Origin of the sequence: Streptomyces sp. NPDC093546 (genome assembly GCF_044765045.1) — a bacterium.
In the GTDB taxonomy this organism is placed as follows: Bacteria; Actinomycetota; Actinomycetes; order Streptomycetales; family Streptomycetaceae; genus Streptomyces.
The window spans coordinates 35715-60580 of the sequence record NZ_JBIWJG010000023.1 but is presented as its reverse complement, the minus strand read 5'-3'; the positions used below and the strand labels follow the sequence as shown (position 1 = coordinate 60580).

The window sequence follows — 24866 nt, the reverse complement described above, 5'->3', positions numbered from 1 at the left end:
CGGGCTGGTTCGTGGGGTCATCAGTTCGCGCTGCGACCGAGCTGGTTGTCGATGAAGTCGAAGAGGTCCTCCGCGGTGGCCGCCTCCAGGGCCTCGGCCACCTCCTCGTCCTGGCCGTTCTGCGCCGCGGTCTCGTTGAGCCGCGAGAGCAGCGTCTGGAGCCGTACGGAGACCGCCGTGCGAGCGGCGGCGTCGTCGCCCAGCTCCGCCAGGGCCGCGTCCAGCCGGTCCAGTTCGGCCAGCAGCGGCTGGGACGCGCCCGAGCCGTCGCCCTCCGGCGCCACCTCGGCCACGATGTGCTCGGCCAGCGCCTCCGGGCTCGGGTGGTCGAACACCACGGTCGCGGCCAGCCGCACCCCGGTCCTGGCGTTCAGCCGGTTCCGCAGCTCCACCGCCGTCATGGAGTCGAAGCCCATCTCCTGGAACGCGCGCCCCGCGTGGACCGCGTCGACCCCGGAGTGCCCCAGCACCGCCGCGACCTCCGTACGCACCAGGTCGAGGACCGTCTGCCGGCGCTCCACGGCCGACAGCCCGGCCAGCCGCCGCGCCAGCGACTCCACCTCGCCGCCGCCCGACCGGGCCACCCGCCGGCCCGCCACCCGCACCAGCGACCGGAAGGCCGGCGGCACCTGGCCGTGCGCCCGCATCGCGGACAGGTCCACGGGCAGGGCCACCACGGCGGCCGTGCTGTCGGCGAGCGCCGAGTCGAACAGCGCCGTGCCCTCCTCCGGCGACACGGGCCGGAAACCCTCGCGGCCGAACCGCGCCAGGTCGTTGTCCGTCAGGTCCCCGTTGATGCCGTAGCTCAGGCCCCACAGGCCCCAGGCGATCGACGTCGCCGCAAGCCCCCGGGCCGCCCGGTGGCCGGCCAGCCCGTCCAGGAACGCGTTGGCCGCCGCGTAGTTGGACTGCCCCGGCCCGCCGATCACGCCCACGCTGGACGAGAACAGGACGAACGCGGACAGGTCCAGGTGCTCCGTCAGCTCGTGCAGGTACCAGGCCGCGTCCGCCTTCGGGCGGAGCACCGCGTCCAGACCGTCCTCGGTCAGCGCCGGCACCAGCCCGTTGTCCAGGACCCCGGCCGTGTGCACGACACCGCGCAGCGGATGCGCGGCCGGTACGGCGGCCAGCGCGGCCGCCAGCGCCTCGCGGTCGGCCACGTCGCACGCCGCGAACGTGACCCGCGCGCCCAGCGCCGACAGCTCCGCCTCCAGCTCGGCCGCACCCGGCGCCCCGGCCCCGCGGCGGCTCAGCAGCAGCAGGTGCCGCACGCCGTGCTCGGCGACCAGGTGCCGGGCGAACAGGCCGCCCAGGGCGCCCGTACCGCCCGTGATCAGCACGGTGCCGTCCGGGTCCCAGGCCGTGGCCCGGCCCGTCGTACCGCCTCGCGCGTCACCGACCGGCGTACGGCGCAGCCTCGGCAGCAGCACCGCACCGCCGCGCACCGCCGCCTGCGGCTCGCCCGAGGCGACCACCGCGGACAGCAGCTCGGCCGTGGCGTCCGGCACCTCGTCCAGGTCGACCAGCGTCAGCCGGTCCGGCGCCTCCGCCTGGGCCGACCGCAGCAGCCCCCAGACGGTCGCCGCGGCCGGCTCGGGCACGCCCTCGGCGCCCGTGTCGACGGCGCCGTGCGTCAGGACCACCAGCCGCGTACCGGTGAGGCGCGGCTCGGCCAGCCACTCCTGCACCAGGCCGAGCGCCCGCCGCGCCGCCGCGTGGGCGGCGCCCACCACGTCGTCCGTGGCACCCGCCGCGAACCGGGCCAGTACGGCGTCCACCCCGGCCCCGGCCTCCACGGCCTTGCCGACCGCGGTCACCTCGTCGAACACGGGCACCTCGGCACCCGCGACGGCAGCCGCGACGGCGCCCGCCGCGTCCAGGCCGTCCCCGTCGAGCACGCCCCAGTGGAGCGGCGCGTCCGGAGCCGGCAGCGCGGCACGCTCCCAGTCCAGTTCGAACAGCGGCCGGGCCGCGTCCGCGGCGGCCCCGCTGAACGCCGTGTCCGGCACGTCCCGGAAGACCAGCCGCCCGATCGTGACGACCGGACGGTCCTCCGCGTCGGCCAGCACCACCGCGACCGCGTGCGCGTCCACCGCACCGCCGGCCTCGGCGTCCGCCTCCTCGGCGGCCTCGGGCAGCTCGACCGGCGCGACCCGTACGCGGACGGCGGTCGCGCCGCTCGCGTGCAGCCGCACCTGCTCCCAGCGCGCCGGCACCCGGGTGGTCCCCGGCTCGCCGTCGCCGTCGCCGGCGACCGCGGTCACCGCGGCCTCCAGCAGTGCCGGGTGCAGCTCGTAGCGGGCGGCGTCCGGCAGCAGGTCCTCCGGCAGCCGCACCTCCACCGACGGGCCGTCCGACGGCACGTGCGCCGACGGGCCCTCCGGCGTGTCCGCACCGGCCGGCACCAGGAAGCCCCGGGCGTGGACCGTCCACACCGCGTCCGCCCCGGCGTCCTCGCCGCGGCTGTGCACGGTGAACGGCCTGCGGCCGGACGCGTCCGCCGGGCCCACGCCCAGCTGCAATTGCACCGCGCCGTCCGCCGGCAGCACCACGGGCGCCACCAGGTCCAGCTCCACCGAGCCCGGCAGGCCCAGCTCGTCACCGGCCCGCACGGCCATCTCGACCAGCGCGGACGCCGGCACCACCGGCGCGTCGAACACGGCCTGCTCGGCCAGCCACGGGTGCGTACGCGCCGACAAGCGACCCGTGAACAGCGTCTGTTCGGCTCCCGCCACGGTGACCGCCGCACCCAGCAGCGGATGACCGGTGGCGGCCAGGCCGTACCCGGAGTCCCCGCCCCCGGCGGTACCGGTGAGCCAGAACGCCCGGTGCTGGAACGCGTACGTCGGCAGCGCCACCGGACGCGGCTCCGCCTCGGCACCGGAACCCGCGAACAGCGCCCGCCAGTCGACGCGCACGCCCCGGCTGTGCAGCACTCCGAGGGCTGTCACGAGCTGGTGGGCTTCGGGGCGGTTTTTGCGGAGGGTGGGGGTGGCGTCGGCGAGGGGGCTGAGGACGGCGTCGGGGCCGATTTCCAGGAGGGTGGTGGCGCCGTGGTCGTGGAGGGTTGCCACTGCGTCGGCGAAGCGGACGGCTTGGCGGACCTGGTCGGCCCAGTAGGCGGGGGTGCGCAGGTCGTCGCCGGTGGCGAGGGTGCCGGTGAGCGTCGAGACGACGGGGATCCGCGGTTCGTTGTAGGTGAGTTCGGCGGCGATGCTGCGGAATTCGTCGAGCATGCCGTCCATGCGGGGTGAGTGGAAGGCGTGCGAGACGGTCAGCTGCTTGGTCTTGCGGCCCAGGTTCTGGATATGTGCGGCGACCTCGATGGCGGCTGCCTCGTCGCCGGAGATCACGACCGAGTCGGGCCCGTTGATGGCCGCGATCGACAGCCGGTCCCCGACGTCCTTCAGGAGGGGGAGGACTTCGTCCTCGGTGGCCTGGAGGGCGATCATCGCCCCTCCCGTGGGCAGCTCCTGCATCAACCGGGCGCGGGCGGCGACCAGTCGGGCCGCGTCGGGCAGGCTGAGGACGCCGGCGATGTGGGCGGCGGCCAGTTCGCCGATGGAGTGGCCGGTGACGTAGTCGGGGGCGACGCCCCAGGACTCGACGAGCCGGTAGAGCGCGACTTCGGTGGCGAACAGGGCGGGCTGGGTGTAGCCGGTCTGGTCGAGTTCCTCACCGGTGGCGATGATCTCGCGCAGTGGCTTGTCCAGCAGGGGGTCCAGTTCGGCGCAGACGGCGTCGAAGGCCTTCGCGTAGGCCGGGTAGGTCTCGTACAGCTCCAGGCCCATGCCGGTGCGCTGTGCGCCCTGACCGGTGAACAGGAAGGCGGTCTTCCCGGCGGTCTTGGTGCCCTGCGCCACGTACGGTGCCGACTGCCCGGCGGCCAGGGCCCGCAGCCCCGCCAGCAGTTCGTCGCGGTCGGCACCGGTCACCACCGCGCGGTGGTCGAACAGGGCGCGCGTGGACAGGAGCGAGTGCCCCACCGCGGTCAGGTCGAGCCCGTCCCGTTCCTCGGCGTATGCCAGCAGCCGCGCGGCCTGGTCGGACACCGCCTCGGGCGTACGGCCGGACAGCGCCCACGGCGTGACCGGCAGGGCGACGGCGGGAGCGTCCTGCGCCGCGTCGGCGGCCGGGGGCTCCTCCAGGACGACATGGGCGTTGGTGCCGCTGATGCCGAACGACGACACCGCCGCGCGCCGTGGCCGTCCCGGCGCCTCCCACGGGCGGGCCTCGGTCAGCAGCTCGACCGCGCCCGCCTCCCAGTCGACGTGACTGGTCGGCCGGTCGACGTGCAGGGTCTTCGGCAGGACGCCGTGCCGCATGGACTCGATCATCTTGATGACGCTGCCGACACCGGCCGCCGCCTGGCTGTGGCCGATGTTCGACTTGAGCGAGCCCAGGTAGAGCGGCTGTCCCTCGGGCCGGTCCTGGCCGTACGTGGCCAGCAGGGCCTGCGCCTCGATCGGGTCGCCGAGCCTCGTGCCCGTGCCGTGCGCCTCCACCACGTCCACGTCGCGCGGCTGGAGGCGGGCGTTGGCGAGGGCCTGGCGGATGACCCGCTCCTGGGAGGGGCCGTTGGGCGCGGTCAGGCCGTTCGACGCGCCGTCCTGGTTGACGGCCGTGCCCCGGATGACGGCGAGCACCTGGTGGCCGTTGCGGCGGGCGTCCGACAGCCGCTCCACGAGGAGCAGACCGACGCCCTCGGACCAGCCGGTGCCGTCGGCGGCCGCCGCGAACGGCTTGCACCGCCCGTCGGGCGCCAGGCCGCGCTGCCGCGAGAACTCCACGTACGAGGTCGGGCTCGCCATCACGGTCACGCCGCCGGCCAGGGCGAGGTCGCACTCGCCCGAGCGCAGGGCGCCGGCCGCCATGTGCAGGGCCACGAGCGACGACGAGCAGGCCGTGTCGACGGTGACCGCGGGGCCTTCGAGGCCCAGCGTGTACGACACCCGGCCGGAGGCGACGCTGCCCGCGTTGCCGCTGGCGAGGTAGCCCTCCAGGTCCTCGGGGACGCTGTCCAGCTGGGAGCCGTAGTCGTGGTACATCACGCCGGTGAACACGCCGGTACGGCTGCCGCGCAGCGACGCGGGGACGATGCCGGCGTTCTCCAGGGTCTCCCACGCGGCCTCCAGCAGCAGCCGCTGCTGCGGGTCGGTGGCGAGCGCCTCGCGCGGCGACATCCCGAAGAACTCGGGGTCGAACCGGTCGGCGTCGTGCAGGAACCCGCCGCCCCTGGCGTACGTGGTGCCGGTGTGCTCCGGGTCGGGGTGGTACAGGTTCTCCAGGTCCCAGCCGCGGTTGGACGGGAACTCGGTGATGGCGTCGACGCCGTCGGCGACGAGCCGCCACAGGTCCTCGGGCCCGTTGACGCCGCCGGGGTAGCGGCAGGCCATGCCGACGATCGCGATCGGCTCCAGCGACGAGGAGTCGGCCGTCACCGCGGCCGGGGCCGCCTCGGGCGCCGAGCCGAACAGCTCCGCGTCCAGGTGCGCGGCGAGCGCCGCCGGGTTGGGGTGGTCGAAGACCAGCGTGGTCGGCAGCCGCAGCCCGCTCACCTTGTTGAGCTGGTTGCGCAGCTCGACGGCGGTGAGGGAGTCGAAGCCGATCTCCTGGAAGGCCCGTTCGGCCCCGATCGCGGCCGGGTCGGCGTGGCCGAGCACCCCGGCCACCTGGGCGCGCACCAGGTCCGTGAGCGCCTGCCGGCGCTCGTCCGGCGACAGGCCCGCGAACCGCTGCGCCAGCGGCGACCCGGCGTCCCCGCCGCCCGCCGCCGACGCGGCGGCGGCGCGGCGCGGAGCCGCGGGTACGAGCCCGCGCAGCAGGAGCTGCGGGTCGTCCTGCCGGCGCAGCGCGGCCGTGTTGAGCCGGGTGACGGCCAGGACGGCCTCGCCCGTGGTGGGAGCGGCGTCGAACAGGTCCATCGCGTCGTCCGACGACAGCGGCAGCAGGCCCGTGCGCTCGATGCGCTTCAGGTCCGTCTCGTCGAGGCCGCCGCTGATGGTGCTGGCCTCGGCCCACAGGCCCCAGGCGAGACTGGTGGCGGGCAGGCCGTGGGCGCGGCGGTGCTGGGCGAGCGCGTCGAGGAAGGTGTTGCCCGCGGCGTAGTTGGCCTGGCCCGCGTTGCCGATCAGACCGGCGATCGACGAGTACAGGACGAAGGCCGTCAGGTCCTGGTCCTTGGTCAGCTCGTGCAGGTTCCAGGCCGCGTCGACCTTCGGCTGGAGGACCTTCGCCAGCCGTTCGGCGGTGAGCGACGACAGGAGCCCGTCGTCGAGGACGCCCGCTGTGTGGACGACCGCGGTCAGCGGCTGGTCCGCCGGGATTCCGGCCAGTACCGCGGCCAGCGACTCCCGGTCGGCGGCGTCGCACGCGGCCACCGTGACCTGCGCGCCCAGTCCGGTCAGTTCGTCCCGCAGGTCGCGGGCGCCGGGGGCGTCGATGCCGCGGCGGCTGAGGAGCAGCAGGTGCCGCGCCCCGTGCCGGGTGACCAGGTGCCGCGCCAGGACGCCGCCGAGGGCGCCGGTGGCGCCGGTGACGAGGACCGTGCCGCCGTCCCAGCGCGGCCCCTCGGCCTCCTCGGCGGCGGCGGTCGTCGTACGGGCCAGCTGCGGCGTCAGGACCGTCCCGCCTCGGACCGCGAGCTGGGGCACGTCGGGGGAGACGTGCCGCGGGTCGAGGATGTCCGTGTCGACGTCGACCAGGACGATACGGCCCGGGTTCTCGCTCTGGGCCACCCGGACCAGACCCCACACACCGGCGTGCGCCAGGTCCGTGACGTCCTCGCCGTCGCCGGTCGCGACCGCGCCGCGCGTCGCCACGACCAGGGTCGCGTCGGCCCGCCGCTCGTCCGCCAGCCACGCCTGGAGCGCCGCCAGCGTGTCGCGCAGCAGAGCGTGCGCCGCCCCGGCCACGTCGTCGGAGCCGTACGCCGGGGCCGGCGCGTACACGACCGTGCCGGTCCCGGCCGGGACCTCGGCCGGCGACGCGTACCGCGGGGCGCCCTCGACGGCGACCCCGCCGACGACCGCCCAGTCCGACGCGTCCACCGGCGCCGCCGCCGGCGCTCCCGCCGACCACACGACCCGGAACAGCCCGTCCCGCGCCGTCGACGCGGCCTCCCGCAGCGCCTCCTTCGACAGCGGCCGCAGCAGCAGCGACTCGACGGACGCCACGGGGGCGCCCACCGTGTCCGCCACGGCGAGGGACACCGTGTCCGCGCCCGACGGGGTCAGCCGCACACGCAGCGCCGTCGCGCCCGACGCGTACACCCGCACCCCGGACCAGGAGAACGGCAGCATCGCCGCGCGGTCCGCGTCGGCCACGCCCGGCAGCAGCGGGTGCAGGGCCGCGTCGAGCAGCGCCGGGTGCAGCAGGAACCGCCCGGCGTCGCCCCGCGCCTCCTCCGGCAGCACGACCTCGGCGAACAGCTCGCCGTCCGCGCCGCGCCACAGGCGGCGCAGGCCGCGGAAGGGGCCTCCGTACGCGTACTCCTCGTCCAGCAGGCGCTGGTACACGTCCGTCAGCTCGACCTCGGCGGCACCGGCCGGCGGCCACGCCACCAGGGCGGTGCCCTGCTCGGCGGGAGCGGCGGGTGCCAGCGTGCCCCTGGCGTGCAGCGTCCACGGGCCGGCGTCGCCGCCCGCGTCGCCCTCGCGCCGGGAGTACACCTCGATCGCCCGGTGCCCGCCGGCCGCGCTGTCCCCGTCGCGCACGACGACCTGCACCTGTACGCCGCCCTGCTCGGGCAGCACCAGCGGCGCCGACAGGGTCAGCTCCTCCAGGCGCGCGCAGCCCAGCTGCTCGCCCGCGCGGACCGCCAGCTCCACGAAACCGGTACCCGGCAGCAGCGCCGTACCGGCCACGGCGTGGTCCGCGAGCCACGGGTGCGTGGCGAGCGACAACCGGCTCGTGAAGAGCGTGTGGTCGCCGTCCGCCAGCTCCACGGTGGCACCCAGGATCGGGTGTTCCGTCGCGTGCAGGCCGAAGCCGGAGGCGTCGGCCGGGGCGTCGGTGGCGTCCAGCCAGTAGCGGTCGCGCTGGAAGGCGTACGTCGGCAGGTCGACCGGCTCGCCCCGGCTCCCGCCGAGGAAGCCCTCCCAGTCGACGCGCACGCCCCGGCTGTGCAGCACTCCGAGGGCTGTCACGAGCTGGTGGGCTTCGGGGCGGTTCTTGCGGAGGGTGGGGGTGGCGTCGGCGAGGGGGCTGAGGACGGCGTCGGGGCCGATTTCCAGGAGGGTGGTGGCGCCGTGGTCGTGGAGGGTTGCCACTGCGTCGGCGAAGCGGACGGCTTGGCGGACCTGGTCGGCCCAGTAGGTGGGGGTGCGCAGGTCGTCGCCGGTGGCGAGGGTGCCGGTGAGGGTGGAGACGACGGGGATGCGCGGTTCGTTGTAGGTGAGTTCGGCGGCGATGCGGCGGAATTCGTCGAGCATGCCGTTCATGCGGGGTGAGTGGAAGGCGTGCGAGACGGTCAGCTGCTTGGTCTTGCGGCCGAGATCGCGGAAGTGCGCCGCCACGTCGGAGGCCGCCGCCTCGTCGCCGGAGACGACGACCGAGTCGGGGCCGTTGATCGCGGCGATCGAGAGGCGGTCGGCCTGGTCGGCGAGGAGGGGGAGGACTTCGTCCTCGGTGGCCTGGAGGGCGATCATCGTGCCGCCGGTGGGCAGCTCCTGCATCAACCGGGCGCGGGCGGCGACCAGTCGGGCGGCGTCGGGCAGGCTGAGGACGCCGGCGATGTGGGCGGCGGCCAGTTCGCCGATGGAGTGGCCGGCGACGTAGTCGGGGGTGACGCCCCAGGACTCCAGGAGCCGGTAGAGGGCGACTTCGGTGGCGAAGAGCGCGGGCTGGGTGTAGCCGGTCTGGTCGAGTTCCTCACCGGTGGCGATGACCTCGCGCAGCGACCGGTCCAGCAGCGGGTCCAGCTCCGCGCAGACGGCGTCGAAGGCTTCCGCGTAGGCCGGGTAGGTGGCGTACAGCTCCAGGCCCATGCCGGTGCGCTGTGCGCCCTGACCGGTGAACAGGAAGGCGGTCTTCCCGGCGGTCTTGGTGCCCTGGGCCACGTGCGGTGCCGACTGCCCGGCGGCCAGGGCTCGCAGCCCCGCCAGCAGTTCGTCCCGGTCGGCACCGGTCACCACCGCGCGGTGGTCGAACAGGGCGCGCGTGGACAGGAGCGAGTGCCCCACCGCGGTCAGGTCGAGCCCGTCCCGTTCCTCGGCGTACGCCAGCAGCCGCGCGGCCTGACCCGCCAGGGCATCCGGCGTACGGGCGGACAGCACCCACGCGTTCACCGGCAGGGCGGCCGCGCCCGGCTCGTCGGGGGAGCCCTCGGCGGGAGCGGCCTCCTCCGGGTCCTCGATCGGCTCTTCGATCACGACGTGCGCGTTGGTGCCGCCGAAGCCGAACGACGACACACCCGCGCGGCGCGGCGTATCGGTCTTCGGCCACGGGCGGGCCTCGGTCAGCAGCTCGACCGCGCCCGCCTCCCAGTCGATGCGGGACGAGCGCTCCTCGGCGTGCAGCGTCCTCGGCAGGACGCCGTGCCGCATGGCCTCGATCATCTTGATGACGCCGCCGACACCGGCCGCCGCCTGGGCGTGGCCGATGTTCGACTTGAGCGACCCCAGCCACAGGGGACGCCCCTCGGGCCGGTCCTGCCCGTACGTGGCGAGCAGGGCCTGCGCCTCGATCGGGTCGCCCAGGGCCGTACCGGTGCCGTGGGCCTCCACGGCGTCCACGTCGCGGGGCTGGAGGCCGGCGTTGGCGAGGGCCTGGCGGATGACGCGCTCCTGCGACGGCCCGTTGGGGGCGGTGAGGCCGTTGGAGGCGCCGTCCTGGTTGACGGCCGAGCCGCGGATGACGGCGAGGACGCGGTGGCCGTTGCGGCGCGCGTCCGACAGCCGCTCGACCAGCAGCATGCCGACGCCCTCGGCCCAGCCGGTGCCGTCGGCCTGCTCCGAGAAGGACTTGCAGCGCCCGTCGGAGGCGAGCCCGCGCAGCCGCGAGAACTCGATGAACGCGGTCGGCGTCGACATCACCGCGGCACCGCCCGCCAGGGCGAGGTCGCACTCCCCGGAGCGCAGCGCGTTCACCGCGAGGTGCATCGCCACCAGCGACGACGAGCACGCCGTGTCGACCGTGACGGTGGGGCCCTCCAGGCCGAACGTGTAGGCGAGCCGCCCGCAGGCGATGCTGCCGGCGCTGCCGCTGAACAGATAGCCCTCGTTGCCCTCGGCGGGCAGGTGGGGCCGGGAGCCGTAGTCGTTGTACATGAGGCCGGTGAACACGCCGGTACGGCTGCCGCGCAGCGACGCCGGGTCGATGCCGGCCCGCTCGAAGGTCTCCCAGGTCGTCTCCAGCAGCAGCCGCTGCTGCGGGTCGACCGCCAGCGCCTCGCGCGGGGACATCCCGAAGAACTCCGGGTCGAAGCGGTCCGCGTCGTGCAGGAAGCCGCCCTCGGTCGCGTACGACGTACCGGGCTCGTCCGGGTCCGGGGCGTACAGCCGCTCCAGGTCCCAGCCGCGGTTCGTCGGGAAGCCGCCGACCGCGTCCACACCGTCCGAGACCAGGCGCCACAGGTCCTCGGGGCTGGTGACGCCACCGGGGTAGCGGCAGGCCATGCCGACGATCGCGATCGGCTCCTGGGCCTTGTCCTCGACCTCGCGCAGGCGCTTGCGCGCGTCCCGCGCGTCCGCGATGGCCCGCTTGAGGTACTCCCTCAGTTCTTGCTCGTTCGCCACGTGTACTCAGCTCCCCGACGTGATGTGGCTCGGTGGTGAAAGGTCGTTGTGTGCGCGTCGTCGCGCCTCGGTGTCCGCGGCGCGTCGTGGCGCCCCGGTGTCCGCCGCCATCGCGCGGCCTCAGTCCAGGTCGTCGAGGAGCGCGAACAGCTCCTCGTCGGTCGCCGTGTCCAGGTCCCGGTCGGCGGCCTCGTCGCCGTCGCCCGCCGCCGCTGCGGCCAGGTCCAGCAGCTCCCTGAGCCGGCCGGTGATCTCCTGGAGCGCGTCCCGGTCGGCCGCGGCGACCGACTGGATGGAGTCCTTCAGCCGGTCCAGGTCCGACAGGACCGGCGTCGCCGCCGACACCTCCTCGACCGTGATCTGCTGCCGCAGGTACGCGGCGAGCACGGCCGGGTTCGGGTAGTCGAAGACCAGCGTGGACGGCAGCCGCAGCCCGGTCGCCGCGTTGAGCTGGTTGCGCAGCTCCACGGCGGTGAGCGAGTCGAAGCCCAGCTCCTGGAAGGCCCGTTCGGCGTCGACGGCGGAGGGGTCGGCGTGCCCCAGCACCGCGGCGACCTGACCGCGCACCAGGTCCGTCAGGGCCTCCATGCGCTGCTCCTCCGGCAGCGCGCCGAGGCGCTCCGCCAGGGACGGCCCGCCCTCGCCGCCCGCCGCGGCCGCCGTGCCGCCCGCCGCCGCGGTACGGCGCGGGGCGCTCGGCGCGAGGGCCCGCAGGACGGCCGGGAGCCGCTCGGGCTGCCGGCGCAGCGCGGCCGTGTCGAGCCGGGTGACGGCCAGGACGGCCTCGCCCGTGGTGGGCGCGGCGTCGAACAGGTCCATCGCGTCGTCCGACGACAGCGGCAGCAGACCCAGCCGGGCGAGCCGGCGCAGGTCGGTCTCGTCGAGGCCGCCGCTGATGGTGCTGGCCTCGGCCCACAGGCCCCAGGCGAGGCTGGTGGCGGGCAGGCCGTGGGCGCGGCGGTGCTGGGCGAGCGCGTCGAGGAAGGTGTTGCCCGCGGCGTAGTTGGCCTGGCCCGCGTTGCCGATGAGGCCCGCGATCGACGAGTACAGCACGAAGGCCGTCAGGTTCTGGTCCTTGGTCAGCTCGTGCAGGTTCCAGGCCGCGTCGACCTTCGGCCGCAGGACCTTCGCCAGTCGCTCCGGCGTCAGCTCCGTGAGCACCGTGTCGTCGAGGACGCCCGCCGTGTGGACGACCGCGGTGAGCGGCCGGTCCTCGGGGATTGTGGCCAGTACCGCGGCCAGCGACTCCCGGTCGGCGGCGTCGCACGCGGCCACCGTGACCTCGGCGCCGAGCCCGGTGAGCTCGTCTTGCAGGTCGCGGGCGCCGGGGGCGTCGATGCCGCGGCGGCTGAGGAGCAGCAGGTGCCGCGCCCCGTGCCGGGTGACCAGGTGCCGGCCCAGGACGCCGCCGAGGGCGCCGGTGGCGCCGGTGACGAGGACCGTGCCGCCGTCCCAGCGCGGCCCCTCGGCCTCCGCCGCCCCGGCCGCGGTGCGGGCCAGCTGCGGCGTGAGGAGCGCGGTGCCGCGCACCGCGGCCTGCGGGACGTCGGGGGAGACGTGCCGCGGGTCGAGGGCGTCCGTGTCGCGGTCGACGAGGACGATGCGGCCCGGGTTCTCGGTCTGGGCCACCCGGACCAGACCCCACACACCCGCCCGGACCAGGTCGGTGACGTCCTCGCCGGCACCGGTCGCGACCGCGCCGCGCGTCGTCACGACGAGCCTGCCGTCCGCGAAGCGCTCGTCCGCCAGCCACGCCCGCACCGTGGCGAGGGTGTCCCGCAGCGCGGCGTGGGCGTCCTCCGCCGTGTCCGCGCCCGCCCCGGCGGGCGGCGCGTACACCACGGTGTCGGCCCGCTCGACGGTGTCGAGCCCGGTGTGCCGGGACGCGCCCGGCACGGTGACGTCGCCGAGGACCGCCCAGCCGGAGGCGTCCACCGTGCCCGCCCCGGCGGGCCGGGCGAGCGGCGTCCAGACGACGCCGAACAGCCCGTCCCGGGTGGTCGCGGCCGCCTCGCGCAGGGCCTGTGCCGACAGCGGCCGCAGCAGCAGCGACTCGACGGTCGCCACCGGGGCGCCCGTGCCGTCCGCCACCGTCAGCGCCGCCTCCAGCGCGTCGGTGTCCTGGCCGGACACCGCCAGCCGCACCCGCAGCACCGAGGCGCCCACGGCGTGGACCGTGACCCCGGACCAGGAGAACGGCAGCCGCGCCTGGCCCTTCTCGTCGGCGACGCCCGGCAGCAGGGTGTGCAGGGCCGCGTCGAGCAGCGCCGGGTGCAGCAGGAACCGCCCGGCGTCGCCGCGCACCGGCTCCGGCAGCGCGACCTCGGCGAAGATCTCGCCGTCGCCGCTCCACACCCGGCGCAGCCCGCGGAACGCCTCCCCGTACTGGTAGCCCAGGGTTTCGAGCCGCTCGTAGACGTCGCTCAGGTCCGCCTCGACCGCTCCCGCCGGCGGCCACGCCGTCAACGCGGCGCCCGCGGCCCCGGTCGCGGGGGCGAGCGTGCCGGAGGCGTGCGCCGTCCAGGGGCGCTCCCCGGACTCGTCGCCGTCGTCGGGTCGGGAGAACACCTCCACGGAGCGGCGGCCCGCCCCGTCGGCCTCGCCGACCACCACCTGCACCTGTACGGCCCCGTCCTCGGGCAGCACCAGCGGCGCCGACAGCATCAGCTCCTCGACCCGCTCGGCGCCCAGCCGCTCACCGGCCCGCGCGGCCAGCTCGACCAGGCCCGTGCCGGGCAGCAGCACCGTGCCGTGCACGGCGTGCTCGACCAGCCAGGGGTGGCTGCGCCGGGACAGCCGCCCGGTGAACAGGTGCTCGTCGCGGTGGGCCACGCCGACCGCCGCACCGATCAGCGGGTGCTCGGTCGCCGCGAGCCCGAGACCGGCCGCGTCGGCCGGGGACCCGGCGCCCTCCAGCCAGTAGCGGTCGCGCTGGAAGGCGTACGTGGGCAGCGGCACCGTGCGGGCGCCGGGGAAGACCGTCGACCAGTCGGGCGACGCACCCCGCAGGCGCAGCCGTGCCAGCGCGCCCATGACGGTCTCCTGCTCGGCGCGGTCCCGGCGCAGCGCCGGCACCAGCAGCCCGGCCTCCCGCTCCAGGCAGGACTGCGCCAGCGCGGTGAGGACCCCGTCCGGGCCCAGCTCCACGAAGTCCGTGACGCCCTCGGCCTCCAGGCAGCGCACGCCGTCCAGGAAGCGCACCGCCTCCCGGATGTGCGTGGCCCAGTAGTCCGGCGAGGTCAGCTGCTCGGCGGTGGCGAGCGTGCCGGTCACGTTGGACACGACCGGGATGCGCGGCGGATGGAACGTCAGCTCCGACGCCACTTCCCGGAACTCGTCCAGGACCTCCTCCATGTGCGGCGAGTGGAAGGCGTGCGACACCGGCAGCCGCTTCGTGCGGGCGCCCTTCGCCCGCCACGCCGCCGTCAGTTCGTCGACCGCGTCCGCGTCACCCGAGATCACCACCGAGTCGGGCCCGTTGACGCCCGCGATCGCCACGGCGTCGCCGTACGGCGCGAGCGAGGCGCGCACCTCCTCCTCCGTGGCCTGCACGGCCGCCATGGCGCCGCCCTCGCGGGCCGCCTGCATCAGCCGGCCGCGCTCGGCGACCAGGCAGCAGGCGTCCGCCAGGTCCAGGACGCCCGCCAGATGGGCGGCCGTCACCTCGCCGATGGAGTGGCCCAGCAGATAGTCGGGGGTGATGCCGTGGTGCTCGAACAGGCGGAACAGCGCCACCTCCACCGCGAACAGCGCGGCCTGCGTGAACGCGGTCTGGTCGATCAGCGCCGCGTCCGCCGTCTCCGGACGGGCGAACAGCACGTCCTTCAGCGGGCGGGCCAGCTCCGTGTCGAGGTGCGCGCACACCTCGTCCAGGGCCCGCGCGAACACCGGGCTGTTCTCGTACAGTTCGCGGCCCATGCCGAGCCGCTGGCTGCCCTGACCGGTGAACAGGAAGGCCCGCTTGCCGGGGCGCGCCGCGTGCCCGCGCACCACACCCGCCGGCGTGCCCTCACCGTCGGCGAGGGCGGCCAGGCCGCGCAGCAGCTCCTCCCGGTCCCGGCCGACGACCGCGGCGCCCTGCTCCAGGACGGCACGCTCGGTGGCGAGGGACAGGCCGATGTCGGCCACGGACACCTCGGGGGCCTCGGTGGCGTACCGGTGCAGCCGCGCCGCCTGGGCCCGCAGGGCCGCCTCGTCCTTGGCGGTCACGATCCACGGCACCACCGCGGGCGCCGCCTCTTGCGGGGCGGTGCGCGGGGCGGCGGACGGCGCCGGCGGGGCCTGCTCGATGATCACGTGGGCGTTGGTGCCGCTGATGCCGAACGAGGACACACCCGCGCGCCGCGGCCGACCCGTCTCGGGCCAGGGGGTCTCCTCCGTCAGCAGGGCCAGCGCGCCGGAGTCCCAGTCCACGTGCGGGGACGGCTCGTCCACGTGCAGCGTCCTGGGCAGGACGCCGTGCCGCATCGCCTCGATCATCTTGATGACGCCGCCGACCCCGGCCGCGGCTTGGCTGTGGCCGATGTTCGACTTCAGCGAACCCAGGTACAGGGGACGCCCGTCGGGCCGGTCCTGGCCGTACGTGGCCAGCAGCGCCTGCGCCTCGATCGGGTCGCCGAGCCGGGTGCCGGTGCCGTGCGCCTCGACGGCGTCCACGTCGCCCGGCCGGAGCCCGGCGGTCGCCAGCGCCTGCTGGATGACCCGCTCCTGGGACGGCCCGTTGGGCGCGGTGAGCCCGTTGGACGCACCGTCCTGGTTGACGGCCGTGCCGCGGACCACCGCGAGGACGCGGTGGCCGTTGCGGCGCGCGTCCGACAGCCGCTCGACCAGCAGCAGGCCGACGCCCTCGGACCAGCCGGTGCCGTCGGCGGCCGCCGCGAACGACTTGCACCTCCCGTCCGGCGACAGGCCGCGCTGCCGCGAGAACTCCACGAACGTGTTCGGGCCGTTCATCACGGTCACACCGCCGGCCAGGGCCAGGTCGCACTCGCCGGAGCGCAGCGCGTTCGCCGCCATGTGCAGGGCCACCAGCGACGACGAGCACGCCGTGTCGACGGTGACCGACGGGCCCTCCAGGCCGTACGTGTACGACAGCCGGCCCGAGATGACGCTGGACAGGTTCCCGGCGAGCAGGAACCCCTCGAACTCCTCCGGCGCGGCCGGCAGGCGCGACGCGTAGTCGGCGTACATGGCGCCCGTGAACACGCCGGTGCTGCTGCCGCGCAGCACGCCCGGGTCGATGCCCGCGCTCTCGAACGTCTCCCACGCCGTCTCCAGCAGCAGCCGCTGCTGCGGGTCCGTCGCGGTCGCCTCACGCGGCGAGATACCGAAGAACTCCCGGTCGAACAGGTCCGCGTCGTGCAGGAACCCGCCCTCGCGGACGTACGAGGTGCCCGTGCGCTCCGGGTCCGGGTCGTACAGGGCGTCCAGGTCCCAGCCGCGGTTCACCGGGAACCCGCTGATCGCGTCGGTGCCCTCGGCGACCAGCCGCCACAGCTCCTCCGGCGAGGACACCCCGCCCGGGTAGCGGCACGCCATGCCGACGATGGCGATCGGCTCGTCCGACACACCTCGCGTCCGCGTCTTCGCCGCGGCGGCCGGGGCCTTCGCGGCGGACACCCTGGTCAGCAGGTACGCGGCCAGCGCCGCCGGTGTCGGGTGGTCGAACACGGCCGTCGCGGGCAGCCGCAGCCCCGTGGTGGCCGCGAGCCGGTTGCGCAGGTCCACGCCGGCCATCGAGTCGAAGCCGATGTCGTTGAACGCCCGGTCCGGCTCGACGGCCGACGCGCCCGCGTGCCCCAGCACCCCGGCGACCGTGGCCCGCACCAGGTCGAGGACCGCCTCGCGGCGCTTCTCCTCGGGGAGCGCGGCGATCTGCCGGCCCCAGTCCGTACCGCCGCCCGCGGCCGTCTCGGCGGCGCGTGCCGCCGAGCGCCGCGTACGGGTCCGCACCAGGCCCCGGTAGAGGGCCGGTACGGGCTCCGCGCCGCCCGCGAACCGCGCCGGGTTCAGGGCCGCCGGGGCCAGCAGCGGCTCGTCGCCCGCCAGCGCCGAGTCGAACAGGGCCAGGCCCTGCTCGGGCGTCAGCGGCGACATCCCGGCCCGGCTCCAGCGGGCCAGGTCCGCGTCCGTGAGGGACGCGCCCATGCCGTGGCTGCCGTCCCACAGGCCCCAGGCGAGCGCGGTGGCCGGCAGGCCGACGGCGCGCCGGTGCGCGGCCAGGGCGTCCAGGAAGGTGTTGGCGGCCGCGTAGTTGCCCTGCCCGGCGGTGCCGGTCAGCCCGGACACCGACGAGAACAGCACGAACGACGCCAGGTCCTGACCCTTCGTCAGCTCGTGGAGGTGCCAGGCCGCGTCCACCTTCGGCCGCAGCACGGTCGCCACCCGCTCCGCCGTCAGCGACTCCACGGTCCCGTCCGCCAGCACACCGGCCGTGTGCACCACGGCGGTCAGCGGGTGCGCCGGGTCCACCACGGCGAGCAGCCGCTCGACCGCCGAACGGTCCGCGGCGTCCGCGGCGACGACCGTCACCTCGGCGCCCAGCGCGGACAGTTCGGCGACCAGCTCCGCGGCGCCCGGCGTGTCCGGGCCGCGCCGGCTGCTCAGCAGCAGGTGCCGCACCCCGTACGCGGTGACCAGGTGCCGGGCGAACAGCGCGCCCAGCCCGCCGGTGCCGCCCGTGACGAGCACGGTGCCGTCGGGGTCCAGCCCCCGGCGCTCCGCCGCCCGCGCGCCGCGCCCGGCGCGGGCCAGGCGCGGCGCGTACAGGGCGCCGTCGCGCACCGCCAGCTGCGGCTCGCCCGCCGCGCCCGCGGCGAGCGCCGCGACCGGCACGGCCGCGTCCGCCGTGTCCACGTCGATCAGCAGCACCCGGTCCGGGTGCTCCGACTGCACGGAGCGCAGCAGGCCCCACACCGGGGCCGCGCCCAGGTCCGTGACGTCCTCGCCGGGCAGCGCCGCGACGGCGCCCCCGGTGACCACGGCGAGCCGCGCGTCGGCGAACCGGTCGTCGGCCAGCCACCGCCGCACCAGCTCCAACACCCGCACCGTCGCGTCGTGCGCCGCCGCCGGGGTGCCGTCCGCGCCCGCGGCGCCGGACACCCGCACCACCGCCAGGTCCACGCCGACGGCCGCGTCCAGGTCGTCGCCGACGACCCCCCACGACGGGTCGGCCTCGCCCTCGGGCGCCGCCACCGGCGCCCACTCCACCGTGAACAGCGCGTCGTCCACCGGGCCGGCCGCCGCGGACGACAGGTCCTCGCGGGCGATCGGCCGCAGCACCAGCGACTCCACCTCGGCGACCGGGGCGCCGGTGGCGTCCGCCAGGCTCAGCCGGTAGCTGTCCGCGCCGAGCGGCGTGATCCGCAGCCGCACCTCGGCCGCGCCCGTGGCCCGTACGTCGATCCCGGACCAGGCGAACGGCAGCCGGATCCGGTCCGACTCGCCCTCCACGGCCGCGTCCAGCACCAGCGGGTGCAGTGCCGCGTCGAACAGCGCCGGGTGCACGGCGAACCGCGCGGCGGCCTCGGCGTGCTCCTGCGGCAGACGGATCTCGGCGAACAGCTCGTCACCAGCCCGCCACATCGCCCGCAGCCCCTGGAACACGGGGCCGTACCCGTACCCCAGCGCGGCGAGGCGCTCGTACACACCGGTCAGGTCGGCCTCCACCGCCCCCTCGGGCGGCCACGCCGTCCGGCGCTCGGGCTCGTCCGCCGTCTCCACGGCCGGGGCCAGCGCGCCCGCGGCGTGCCGCGTCCAGGCGCGGGCCGCGTCGTCGCCGAGGACCGCGCCCGTGTCACCGGTGTCGGGGCGGGCGTGCACCGAGAACGGCCGCACCCCCGAGGCGTCCGCCGCGCCGACCGTCACCTGGACGCGGACCGCCGCACGCTCCGTCAGCGGCAGCGGCGCCTCCAGCGTCAGCTCCTCCACGCGCGGCACGCCCAGGTGGTCGCCGGCCGCCGCGGCCAGCTCCAGGAACGCGGTTGCCGGCACCAGCACGGTCCCGCCGACGGTGTGGTCCGCCAGCCACGGGTGGCCCCGCAGCGACAGGCGGCTGGTGAACACCGCCTCCTCGCGGTCCGCCAGGTCCAGGGTCGTGGACAGCAGCGGATGCCCGGCCGGTTCCAGCCCGAGGCTCCGCGCGTCCGCCGGCACCGACGGCGCCAGCCAGTAGTGCTCCCGCTGGAAGGCGTACGTCGGCAGGTCGACCGCTGCGGCCGAGCCGGCGCCTCCCGTGAAGAACGACGCCCCGGCCAGCGGCGCGCCCGCCGCGTACGCCCGGGCCAGGCCCTCGACGAGCGTGTCGCCCTCCGGCTGCCCGGCCCGCAGCAGCGGCACGGCCGTGACGTCCTCCAGGGCGCCGCGCGTGAGCGCGGTCAGCACGGCGTCCGGGCCGGCCTCCACGAACACGGTCGCGCCCTGGGCGGCCAGCTCGCGCACCGCGTCCAGGAACCGCACGGTGGCCCGGATCTGCCCGGTCCAGTAGTCCGGCGAGGTCAGTTCGGCGTCCGTGGCCCTGGCCCCCGTCACCGTGGACACGATCGGGATGCGCGGCGCCCGGAACGTCACCTGGGAGGCGACCTCGCGGAACGCGTCGAGGATGTCGTCCATGTGCGGCGAGTGGAAGGCGTGCGACACCGTCAGGCGCTTCGTCCTGCGGCCGCGCTCCCGCCACTCGGCCGCGATCCGCTCCGCGGTCTCCGCGTCACCGGAGATCACCACCGAGTCGGGCCCGTTGACCGCGGCGATCGCCACCGCGTCCTCGTGCCCGGCGAGCGAGGCGGCGATCTCCGCCTCCTGGCCCTGCACGGCGATCATCGCGCCACCCACGCGGGCCGCCTGCATCAGCCGGCCCCGGGCGGCGACCAGCTTCGCCGCGTCGTCCAGCGACAGGACGCCCGCCGCGTGCGCGGCGGCCAGCTCGCCGATCGAGTGCCCGGCCAGCAGGTCCGGGGTCACCCCGTGGTGCTCCAGCAGCCGGAACAGCGCCACCTCGACGGCGAACAGCGCGGGCTGCGTGTACGTCGTCTCGTCGACGAGCGCCGCGTCCGGGCCCTCCGGGTCCGCGAACACGACCTCGCGCAACGGCCGCTCCAGGTGCGGCGCGAACGCCGCGAACACCTCGTCCAGCGCCGCCGCGAACACCGGGTGGCGCTCCGCCAGCTCACGGCCCATGCCGACCCGCTGGGCGCCCTGACCGGTGAACAGGAACGCGGTACGGCCCGCCTGCGCCGCACTGCCCGTCACCACGCCGGGCGCCTGCTCCCCGCGGGCCAGCGCCGCCAGACCGGCCAGGAACCCGGCACGGTCCGCGGCGACCACGGCCGCCCGCTGCTCGAACGCCGTGCGGGTGGTGGCCAGCGCACGGCCCACGGCCGCGTCGCCCGGCGCGCCGTCGCCCGCCGCGTACGCCCGCAACCGTTCGGCCTGGTCGCGCAGCGCGGCGGAGTCCCGCGCCGACAGCAGCCACGGCGCGGGCAGCGCCGGCGCGGCGAGGCCCGCCGGCTCCCCGGCCGGGGCGGCCGCCTCCTGCGGGGCCTCCTCGAGGACGACGTGGGCGTTGGTGCCGCTGATGCCGAACGACGACACCGCCGCGCGCCGCGGCCGCCCGGGCGCCTCCCACGGGCGCGCCTCGGTCAGCAGCTCCACCGCGCCGCGGGCCCAGTCGACGTGCGGTGACGGCTCGTCCACGTGCAGCGTCCTCGGCAGGACGCCGTGCCGCATGGCCTGCACCATCTTGATGACACCGCCGACACCGGCCGCCGCCTGGGCGTGGCCGATGTTGGACTTCAGGGAACCCAGGAACACCGGCGCGCGGTCCTCCCGGCCGCTGCCGTACGTCGCCATCAGCGCCTCGGCCTCGATCGGGTCGCCGAGCCGGGTGCCGGTGCCGTGCGCCTCGACGGCGTCCACGTCGGCCGTGGTCAGGCCCGCGTCGGCGAGCGCCTGGCGGATGACCCGCTGCTGCGACAGGCCGTTGGGCGCGGTCAGGCCGTTGGAGGCGCCGTCCTGGTTGATCGCGGAGCCCCGGACGACGGCGAGGACGCGGTGGCCGTTGCGGCGCGCGTCCGACAGCCGCTCCACCAGGAGCATGCCGACGCCCTCGGCCCAGCCGGTGCCGTCGGCGCCCGCCGCGAAGGACTTGCAGCGGCCGTCGGGGGCGAGGCCGCGCTGCCGGGAGAACTCCACGAACATGCCGGGCGAGGACATCACGGTCGCGCCGGCCGCCAGCGCCATGTTCGTCTCGCCCGAACGCAGCGAGCGGATCGCCAGGTGCAGCGCCACGAGCGACGACGAGCAGGCCGTGTCGGCGGTGACGGCCGGGCCCAGCAGGCCCAGCTGGTAGGCGATGCGGCCCGACATCACACTGGCGGTGCTGCCGGTGAGGACGCTGCCCCGGACGTTCTCCGGAGCCTCGTACATGCGCGGCCCGTACTCGAGGGCCGTGGCGCCCACGAAGACGCCCGTGCGCGAGCCGCGCAGTGCCTCCGGGTCGATCCCGGCCCGCTCGATCGCCTCCCAGGCGGTCTCCAGCAGCAGCCGCTGCTGCGGGTCCATCGCCAGCGCCTCACGCGGCGAGATGCCGAAGAAGCCGGCGTCGAACCGGCCCGCGTCGTGCAGGAACCCGCCGTGGCGCACCGCGCTCTTGCCGGGCCTGTCCGGGTCGGGGTCGTACAGGTCCTCGTCCCAGCCGCGGTCCGTGGGGAACTCCGAGACCGCGTCGACGCCCTCGGCGACGATCCGCCACAGGTCCTCCGGGGAGGCCACGCCGCCGGGGTAGCGGCAGGCCATGCCGACGATGGCGATCGGCTCGTCGGCGTCGACGGGGCGTACGAACGTGTCGACGGCGCCGGCCGCACCCAGCAGCTCCGCCTCCACGAACGCGATCAGCGCCTGCGGCGTCGGGTGGTCGAACAGCAGGCTCGTCGGCAGGTCGAGACCGGTCGCGCGGGCGAGTGCCGCGCGCAGTTCGGTCGTCATCATCGAGCTGAACCCGAGCTGCTGGAACGGCGTGCGCAGCTCCAGGCGCTCGTCGTCGCCGTACTCCAGGACGGCCCGGACATGCCCGGTGACCAGCTCGGCCACGGCCCGCCGGCGCTCCTCGCCGGACAGCGCGGCCAGCCGCTCGCCGAGCGCCCCGCGCGGAACGGCGGCGACCGCCTCGTCCCGTACGCCGCCGTCGACGGCGGCGGGCAGGAGCGCCTCCTTGCGGGTGGTCGCGTCGAACCAGTGGCGCCGCCGCTGGAACGCGTACGTGGGCAGGGCGACGCGCCGGCCGCCCCACGGCCCGTGCACCGCGGCCCAGTCGACGTCCGCGCCCCGCGTGAACGCCGTCGCCACGGCCGTCAGGACCGTACGCGCCTCCGGCCGCCCGGCGCGCAGGGTGGGGATGGCACCCGAGAGCGGGCTGAGGACGGCGTCGGGCCCGACCTCCAGGAGGGTGGTGGCGCCGAGGTCGCGGAGGGTCGCGACGGCGTCGGCGAACCGCACCGCCCTGCGGACCTGTTCGGACCAGTAGCACGGGGTGCGCAGGTCGTCGCCGGCCGCGAGGCGGCCGGTGAGGGTGGAGACGACCGGGATGCGCGGCTCGTGGTAGGTGAGGCCCTTGGCGACCTTGTGGAACTCCTTGAGCATGGCGTCCATGCGGGGGGAGTGGAAGGCGTGCGAGACGGTGAGCCGCTTGGTCTTGCGGCCGAGGCCGCGGAAGTGCGCGGCGACCGTCTCCGCGGCGTCCTCGTCTCCCGAGATCACCACGGAGTCGGGGCCGTTGACGGCGGCGACGGACAGGCGGTCGGCCATCTCGTCGACCAGCGGGAGGACTTCGTCCTCGGTGGCCTGGAGGGCGATCATCGCCCCGCCCGTGGGCAGCTCCTGCATCAGCCGGGCGCGGGCGGCGACCAGCCGGGCCGCGTCGGGCAGGCTCAGCACGCCCGCGATGTGGGCGGCCGCCAGTTCGCCGATGGAGTGGCCGGCGACGTAGTCGGGCGTGACGCCCCAGGACTCCAGGAGCCGGTAGAGGGCGACTTCGGTGGCGAAGAGCGCGGGTTGCGTGTATCCGGTCCGGTCCAGTTCCTCACCGGTGGCGATGACCTCGCGCAGCGGCCGGTCCAGCAGCGGGTCCAGCTCCGCGCACACCGCGTCGAAGGCGTCGGCGTACACCGGGTGGGCGGCGTACAGCTCCAGGCCCATGCCGGTGCGCTGCGCGCCCTGACCGGTGAACAGGAACGCGGTGCCGCCCGGGGCGGCCGTCCCGTCGCCGTCCGCGCGGACGACCGCGCCCGACGGGCGGTCCTCGGCGAGCGCCCGCAGCCCCGCCACCAGCTCGTCCCGGTCCGCGCCGACGACGACCGCGCGCTCGGCGAAGACCGTACGGCTCGTCGCCAGCGACAGGCCGACGTCCACCGGCCGCGGCGCGTCCTCCTGCGCGGCGAACGCGGCGAGGCGCCCGGCCTGGGCGCGCAGGGCGTCCTCCGAGCGCGCCGAGACGACCCAGGCAAGGGACTCGGGAGTGTTCTCCGGACCGGCGGCGGGCGCCTCGGCCGCAGGCCCGGACGGAGCCTCCGCCACCACGACGTGGGCGTTGGTGCCGCCCATGCCGAAGGAGCTGACACCCGCCACCAGCGGCCGGTCCGGACGCGGCCAGGCCGAGTGCGCCCGCTGCACGGCCAGACCCAGCTCGTCCAGCGGGATGGCGGGGTTGGGCGTCTCGAAGTTGAGGCTGGCGGGCAGTTCCCGGTGCGCGATGCTCAGCAGGGTCTTGATGAGCCCCGCGATACCGGCGGCGCCCTCCAGGTGGCCGATGTTCGTCTTGACGGAGCCCACCAGCAGCGGGTCACCGGGCGCGCGGTCCGCACCGAGCGCGGCGCCCAGCGCGGCCGCCTCGATCGGGTCGCCGACCGGCGTCCCCGTGCCGTGCAGCTCCACGTACTGGACGGTCTCGTCGGGGCCCAGCGCGGCCCGCTCGTGGGCCAGGCGCAGCACCTGCTCCTGGGCGTCGCGGCCGGGCACCGTCAGGCCCTCGGTGGCGCCGTCGTTGTTGACGGCGGTGCCGCGGATCACGCCGTGGATCCGGTCGCCGTCCGCGAGGGCCGCCGACAGCGGCTTGAGCACGACGACGCCACCGCCCTCGCCGGGCACGAAGCCGTTGGCGCGGGCGTCGAAGGTGTACGACACGCCGTCGGGGGAGAGGGCGCCGAAACGTTCCTCCGTGAGGGCGTTCTCCGCCAGCAGGTTGAGGTTGACACCCGCCGCGATCGCGGTCGTCGACTCGCCGGTGCGCAGGCTCTCGCACGCCAGGTGCACCGCGACGAGCGACGACGACTGCGCGGAGTCCACCGTCATGCTCGGCCCGTGCAGGCCCAGTTGGTACGAGACCCGGTTGGCGATGACGCCGCGGTTCACGCCCGTCATCGTGTGCTGCGTGACCGCGTCGGCGCCGTACTGGTACAGCAGGTTCGTGTAGTCGTCGCGCAGCGTGCCGACGAACACCGCGGTGGACGTGCCGCGCAGCGTCGCCGGCACGATCCCGGCGTCCTCCAGCGCCTCCCAGGTCAGCTCCAGCACCAGCCGCTGCTGCGGGTCCATCGCGGCGGCCTCGCGCGGCGAGATGCCGAAGAAGCCCGCGTCGAAGTGGTCCACGTCGGGCAGGAACCCGCCGCGCCGGGCGCCCTCACGCGCGCCGGGGGCAGTGCCGGGGGCCGCGTCCGCGGGCACGTCCCAGCGGCCCGGCGGCACCTCCGTGACGGCGCTCCCGCCCTCGCGCAGAAGCGTCCAGAACTCCGCCGGCCCCGCCGCACCGGGGAACCGGCAGGACAGCCCCACGACAGCGATCGGCTCCCCGGGGCCCGCGTTCGCGGCCTTGCCCGTGGGTGCTCCGGCTGCTACAGGATTGTTCTCACTCGTCACCACGCTCGGCTGCCCTTTCATGGCTGTGTCGCTCCATGGACCACTCGGTGAACTCCCCGGCGGATGAATTCCGCGGGCACTCGCGGCGCCTGCGGAAAGTGCCCGGAGTTCGTCGCGCGAGTTTTGTACGAAACCTTGAAAGCTGATGCTCAAAAGGCTAATGAGGCAGGGTTTTCGAACAGTCACGCGACGGTAACTCCCCGGCGAGGGAAGGCCGATGACCCG

Annotated in this window: 1 protein-coding gene and 1 pseudogene; both read right to left on the bottom strand. The window is 75.9% G+C overall.

From position 1 onward, the window contains the following. Positions 1–20 precede the first annotated feature (20 nt). Positions 21–10718, bottom strand: a pseudogene (locus tag ACIRNI_RS31195) (SDR family NAD(P)-dependent oxidoreductase); the annotation flags it as partial. A 138-nt stretch (positions 10719–10856) separates the two neighbouring features. After that, positions 10857–24662 (bottom strand): type I polyketide synthase, encoded by a 13806-nt coding sequence (locus ACIRNI_RS31190; RefSeq protein WP_403556645.1) that lies wholly within the window; start codon positions 24660–24662, stop codon positions 10857–10859. Positions 24663–24866: the final 204 nt, after the last annotated feature.